Source organism: uncultured Microbacterium sp. (assembly GCF_963521695.1).
Taxonomy (GTDB): domain Bacteria; phylum Actinomycetota; class Actinomycetes; order Actinomycetales; family Microbacteriaceae; genus Microbacterium.
This window is the reverse complement of sequence record NZ_CAUQWC010000213.1, coordinates 1-6041: the sequence shown is the minus strand read 5'-3', so window position 1 is coordinate 6041 and position 6041 is coordinate 1. Positions and strand designations below refer to the sequence as shown.

Here is a 6041-nt window from a genome sequence, read left to right as displayed (position 1 = left end):
CCCTCGACCTGCGCAACGCCGCAGCCGACCTGCTCGCCGCCGGCGGGCGGGGTGTGCGCGGCCTCGTGGGCGACGACGTCAAGGTCACCGCGGGATACGAGGCGGCGATCGCCGCGGCCTTGGGTTCGCTCGCCGAGGGACTGCTCGTCGACGATGCGGCGGCGGCGTTCATCGCCGCGCGCGTCGCACGCGAGGGCGACCTCGGTGTGGTCGAGATCGTCATCGCCGGCGCTGCCGCACTCGACGGCTCCCCGGCGGACACGGCGACGGGGGTGGCGAGGGCCGTTCCCGCGACTGAGGTCGTCATCGCGTCACCCGGGGTGCTCGGCATCCTGAGGCGAACGGTGGTCGTCGACGACCTCGCCGCCCTGCGTGAGGCGCAGTCGTCGCTGCCCCCCGACGTCACCGTCGTCACCCGCGCCGGGGAGGTCGCGACGGCCCGGACGCTCCGGGCGGGATCGGGGTCAGGACGGTCGCGGCTGGAGCTCGCCGCCGAGCGCGATGCGGCAGCCGAACGGCTCGATGAGATCGTCGTCATCGCCGATTCCCTGCGAGAGGCCCTCACCGACGAGCAGCGCGCGCTCACCGACGCCCGCCACCGCACCAAAGAGTCGCTGTCGACGTTGCGCGCCCACGATGCCGCGCTGGCGGCCCACGCTGAGAGGGTCAACCGCGTCACGGTGCGGCACGAGGCGGCGGTCGCCGAGTGCGATCGCCTCGCCGCGGGACTCGCTCAGACGGAGACCGCGGTGGCCGAGGCCGAGGACGCCGCTCGTCGCGCCGACGACGCGCTCGCGCGCGCTCTCGAGGCGCCGCGACCTCTGCTCGACGCCTCGGCGCGCGAGGGCATGGCCGCCGAGGTCGACGCCGCACGCGAGACGGAGATGCGAGCGCGTCTGGACATCGAGGCGCTGAAGGAGCGCGTGCGGGCGGGTCAGGCCCGCATCGTCCAGCTCGAACAGCAGCGCGAGCGTGAACGCGCGGCCGCGGCGGAGGCCGCCCGTCGCGCGGTGATCCGGCGCGCCCAACGCGAGATCGCAGCGGAGGTCGCGAGTAACCTTCCCGCTCTTCTCGACTCGGTCGACCGTTCGGTCAGCCAGGCCCGGGTCGAACTCGCGGCAGCGGAATCCGCGCGCACCGCGATCACCGAAGAACTGACGCGCGCCCGCGCCGATGAAGCGGCCGTGCGGGACCGTCTTGCACGCCTCACCGAGAGCGTGCACGGCCTCGAACTGCAGATGCACGAGAAGAAGCTCCACGTCACGAGCCTGTTGGAGCGCGCACAGTCCGAGCTCGCTCTCGACGAGAAGGTGCTCGTCGCAGAATACGGCCCCGATCAGCTCGTTCCCGCCGACCGAGGCGGTGACGGCGTCCCGTTCGACCGCGCGGCTCAGAAGCGCCGGCTCCAGGATGCCGAGCGCAAACTGTCGCAGCTGGGCCGGGTCAACCCGCTCGCGCTGGAGGAGTTCGCGGCCCTCGAGCAGCGGCACGCCTTCCTCACCGAACAGCTCGCCGATCTGCAGCAGACCCGCGCGGACCTGCAGACGATCATCGCCGACCTCGACGAACGGATGCAGACGATCTTCGTCGCCGCGTTCGAAGACACCCGCGTGGCCTTCACCGAGATCTTCCCCATCCTCTTCCCGGGCGGCTCGGGCAGCATCTCGCTCACCGACCCCGACTCGCCGTTGACCACCGGCATCGAGGTCGCCGTGCGCCCGGTGGGGAAGAAGATCGAACGATTGTCGCTGCTGTCCGGCGGCGAGCGGTCACTTGCGGCGGTGGCGTTCCTGACCTCGATCTTCACCGCGCGGCCGAGCCCGTTCTACATCCTCGACGAGGTCGAAGCGGCCCTCGACGACGCGAACCTCGGGCGTCTTCTCGGCGTGTTCGAGAAGCTGCGCGCGAGCAGTCAGCTCATCGTCATCACCCACCAGAAGCGCACGATGGAGATCGCCGACGCGCTGTACGGCGTCTCGATGCGTCAGGACGGTGTGTCAGCCGTGGTCGGCCAGCGCGTCGGTGATCGCGCGGCCGTCCGCGCCGCCGCCCGGGACGAGGCGGCGGCCGTAAGCTGAGGCAATGGCTGAGAACTCCTGGTCGCTGGGCCGCGCGCTGCGCGGGTTGTTCGTCAAGCCCACGATCGATGAGACGACGTGGGACGACCTCGAGACGGCGCTGCTCACCGCCGATTTCGGCCCCGACGTCACCGAGCGGCTGATCGACGAGTTGCGCGAGAAGGTCGAGCGCTTCCGCACCACCGATCCGCGCGACCTGCAGCGGATGCTCCGCGAGACGCTCGAGGAGCACTTCGCGAAGTTCGACACGACGCTCCGTCTCACCGAGCGCCCCGCGGTCGTGCTGGTCGTCGGCGTCAACGGCGTGGGCAAGACGACCACGATCGGCAAGTTCGCCAAGTTCCTCCAGCGCTACGGTCGCACGGTCGTCGTCGGTGCGGCCGACACCTTCCGCGCCGCGGCGGTCGACCAGCTCGCCACGTGGGCCGAGCGCGGGGGAGCGACCATCGTGCGCCCGCAGCACGAGGGTCAGGATCCGGCATCCGTCGCCTTCCAGACCGTCTCCCACGCCAAAGAGACCGCGACCGAGATCGTGCTGATCGACACCGCCGGGCGCCTGCACACCAAGGGCGGCCTGATGGACGAACTCGGCAAGATCAAGCGCGTGATCGAGAAGCAGGCGCCCATCAGCGAGGTACTCCTCGTGCTCGATGCGACGACCGGCCAGAACGGTCTGATGCAGGCGCAGGCCTTCCTAGACAGCGCGGGGGTCACGGGTCTCGTGCTCACCAAGCTCGACGGGTCGGCCAAGGGCGGATTCGTGCTGGCCGTGCAGGAGCTCACCGGCATCCCGGTCAAGCTGCTCGGGCAGGGCGAGGGCATCGGCGATCTGACGGGCTTCACCCCGCACGTGTTCGCGGCCTCGCTCGTCGACTGAGCAGGGTCTTGCGCGACGCGGGGTGCCTCGCGCAGGCGGCCCCTCGCGAATCGATGCCCCTACCGCACGGCGAGCTGCGGGCGGGTCGTCTTCCCGAAGCCCGGACAGACTGCTTACATGGACGCATGGCCATCGAGCACGACTTCTTCGGACTCCTAGAATCCGGCCCCGACGGGTCGATCTTCTGGAGTGAGAACGTGGAGTTCGGCGACCAGAGCGTCACCGTCGATCTGACGGCTCCCGATCAAGACGACGTGTCGGTCGAGGCCCTCGACGTCGCGGCATCCATGGTCTCGTCGCTCGAGTCGATCGACCTCGCCGCCCGCAACGCCATGGTCGACGAGTTGGACTCCCGCACCAGTGAGGTGACCGAGTACATCCTGCAGCAGCAGGCGACGCTCGGCGAGCAGCTCGACGACCTGCTCACCGATGTGACCGGCGACACGCACATCGATGTCATCAAGGCGTTGCAGTTGACGAGCATGACGATCCTCGCCGACGAGCACGGCGGCGCCGACCCGTTCGCGGTGCTCGAGTACGCCCTCGACCCGGATGCCACCGACGACGTGCTGCTGGTCAACCTCGCCTCCGACGGTCACGTGCAGTCGGTCACGAGCGCCGACTGAGCGCGGAGACGCCGGGCACCACCGTCATCGGCCCCTCGCTCCGTCAGTGGAGGGGTGAGCGCCCCCCTCCGGGGACGAGTTCGGTCGCCGCCCTCACACCGCCTGAGCGAAACCGGCGTCGGCGTCGACGATGTCCTTCGCGAGGTGCGCGAGGTGCGGCGGGATCTGCTGCCCCTTCGACACCATCGACTGCGCCCACAGGCGCCCCGCGCGATACGACGAGCGCACGAGGGGACCGGCGAGCACGCCGAGGAATCCGATGCGCTCGGCCTCCTCTTTGAACTCGACGAACTCCGCCGGCTTCACCCAGCGCTGCACAGGCAGGTGGCGGGGCGTGGGGCGCAGGTACTGGGTGATCGTGATGATGTCGGTGCCCGCGGCGCGCAGGTCTTCGAGGGCCTGAACGACCTCTTCGGGTTCTTCGCCCATGCCGAGGATGAGGTTCGACTTGGTGATGAGGCCGGCATCGCGAGCGGCGCTCAGCACGCCGAGGGAGCGCTCGTAGCGGAAGGCCGGGCGAATGCGCTTGAAGATGCGAGGAACCGTCTCGACGTTGTGCGCGAACACCTCGGGACGCGACGAGAACACTTCTTCCAGCAGCGCGGTGTTTCCGGAGAAGTCGGTCGCGAGGATCTCGACGCCCGTGCCGGGGTTCTCGGCGTGGATGCGCCGCACCGTCTCGGCGTGGAGCCACGCCCCCTCGTCGGGCAGGTCGTCGCGTGCGACGCCGGTGACGGTCGCGTAGCGCAGCTGCATCCGGGTCACGCTCTCGGCGACACGACGCGGTTCGTCGGTGTCGTAGTCTGCGGGCTTGCCGGTGTCGATCTGGCAGAAGTCGCAGCGCCGCGTGCACTGGGAGCCGCCGATGAGGAAGGTCGCCTCGCGGTCCTCCCAGCACTCGAAGATGTTCGGGCAGCCCGCCTCCTGGCAGACCGTGTGCAGATCCTCGGTCTTCACCAGGTTCTGCAGCGCGGTGTACTCCGGGCCCATCTTGGCCTTGGTCTTGATCCACTCGGGCTTGCGCTCGATGGGGGTCTCGGCGTTGCGCACCTCGAGGCGCAGCAGCTTCCGCCCGTTGGGGGCGGTGGATGCCGCAGCCCCCGCGTTGCCGGTCCCGCAGGCGCTCACGCGGCCACCGCCGCGTACTCGGCGCGGAACACCCGCTCGATCGAGGGGACGAGGTCGGCGGGGGAGACGTCGGCGCCGATCACCTCGCTCACGGTCGTGACCCCGGCATCCGAGATCCCGCAGGGGACGATGTGCCGGAAGCCGGCGAGCGAGTTGTCGCAGTTGACCGCGAAGCCGTGCATGGTCACTCCCTTCTCGACGCGGACGCCGATGGCCGCGACCTTGTCCACACCGAGCGGTCGCTTCACCCAGACGCCGCTGCGTCCATCGACCCGGAAGCCGTCGACGCCGTGCGCGTGCAGCGCGTCGATGAGCAGAGCCTCGAGCCGGCGCACGTGGGCGACGACGTCGATCGGTTCGGGCAGCCGCACGATCGGGTAGCCGACGAGCTGGCCGGGTCCGTGCCACGTGATCTTGCCGCCGCGGTCGACATCGACGACGGGGGTGCCGTCGTCGGGTCGCTCGTGCGCCTCGGTGCGCTTGCCGGCGGTGTACACGGCCTCGTGTTCGAGGAGCAGCAGCGTGTCGGGCCGCTCGTGGGCGACGACGTCGGCGTGGACCCGCCGCTGGTGGGCCCACCCGTCGAGGTAGGGCACGTAGAGCGGAGCGAGGCCCGCGTGGTGGATGTCGAGCATCGACCGCCTCCGATGTTGGATTGCGTCCAACAATACACGGAGGTGACCCGTCTAGTCTGAATCGGTGACCCCCGAACCGCGCAGCGGACGCCCGCGCTCCTCCTCGCGAGAGGTGCTGTCCGAGGCGGCGTGCGAGCTGTTCCTCGAGCAGGGCTACGACGCCACGAGCGTCTCCGACATCACGCGACGCGCAGGGGTGAGCCGCTCGAGCTTCTTCAACTACTTCGCCGCCAAGAGCGACGTGCTGTGGTCGGGCTTCGACGAGCAGGTGGATGCCGCGGGGCGGCGCCTGCGCGCGGGCGAACCGGCCGACGAGGCTCTCAGCGGCATCGGAGACGGTCTGGCGCCCGATGCGCTCGCGCTGGCGATCACCAACGCCGACGCGATGGGGATCACGGGCGAGCTCGATCGCGACCGGGCCGTCCGCCAGTTCCGTCTGCAGCGGGAGCTCGCGGCGCGGTTCGTGCGCGACGGGATGCCGCAGCTCTCGGCGGAGGTGCGCGCGGGTGCGCTCTCGGCGGCGGTGCTGGCGGCCGTCTGGGCGTGGGCGGACCGCACGGCGGCGGAGCGTGCGCTCCGCGACCTGCTCGCCACGGCCATCGCGCTCGCCTGAGGGGCGAGGCGCGCGGGACGGCAGCGGCTTCGGCGGAGCCCGCGTAAACTCGTCACATCATGGCGACTTTCGGCACCCTCTCCG

General features: G+C 70.4%; 6 protein-coding genes. 4 read left to right on the top strand and 2 right to left on the bottom strand.

The window, feature by feature from the left end:
• The 3 genes from RWP81_RS13535 to RWP81_RS13525 form a co-directional block, all read left to right on the top strand.
• Positions 1 to 2078, top strand: a 2078-nt coding sequence (locus RWP81_RS13535; protein ID WP_314456926.1) for an AAA family ATPase, incomplete at its 5' end; no start/stop codon positions are given.
• 4 nt (positions 2079 to 2082) lie between these two features.
• Complete coding sequence (ftsY, locus tag RWP81_RS13530) at positions 2083 to 2955, top strand: signal recognition particle-docking protein FtsY (RefSeq protein ID WP_314456924.1); 873 nt, start codon at positions 2083 to 2085, stop codon at positions 2953 to 2955.
• Positions 2956 to 3080: 125 nt separating this feature from the next.
• The gene (locus RWP81_RS13525; protein ID WP_314456922.1) at positions 3081 to 3581 is read left to right on the top strand and encodes a DUF2004 domain-containing protein; all 501 of its coding nucleotides are present in this window, start codon (positions 3081 to 3083) and stop codon (positions 3579 to 3581) included.
• A gap of 93 nt (positions 3582 to 3674) precedes the next feature.
• On the opposite strand, the gene lipA is transcribed toward RWP81_RS13525, so the two are convergent.
• Together lipA and lipB are read right to left on the bottom strand one after the other, a co-directional pair.
• Positions 3675 to 4709, bottom strand: coding sequence for a lipoyl synthase (gene lipA, locus RWP81_RS13520; protein WP_314456920.1), 1035 nt, complete (start codon positions 4707 to 4709; stop codon positions 3675 to 3677).
• The gene (gene lipB, locus RWP81_RS13515; protein WP_314456918.1) at positions 4706 to 5344 is read right to left on the bottom strand and encodes a lipoyl(octanoyl) transferase LipB; all 639 of its coding nucleotides are present in this window, start codon (positions 5342 to 5344) and stop codon (positions 4706 to 4708) included. Before lipB ends, lipA begins: the two co-directional genes overlap by 4 nt.
• Before the next feature lie 64 nt (positions 5345 to 5408).
• On the opposite strand from lipB, the gene RWP81_RS13510 reads away from it, so the two are divergent.
• Positions 5409 to 5957: a helix-turn-helix domain-containing protein gene (locus tag RWP81_RS13510; RefSeq protein WP_314456916.1), complete on the top strand. Its 549-nt coding sequence runs from the start codon at positions 5409 to 5411 to the stop codon at positions 5955 to 5957.
• Positions 5958 to 6041 lie beyond the last annotated feature (84 nt).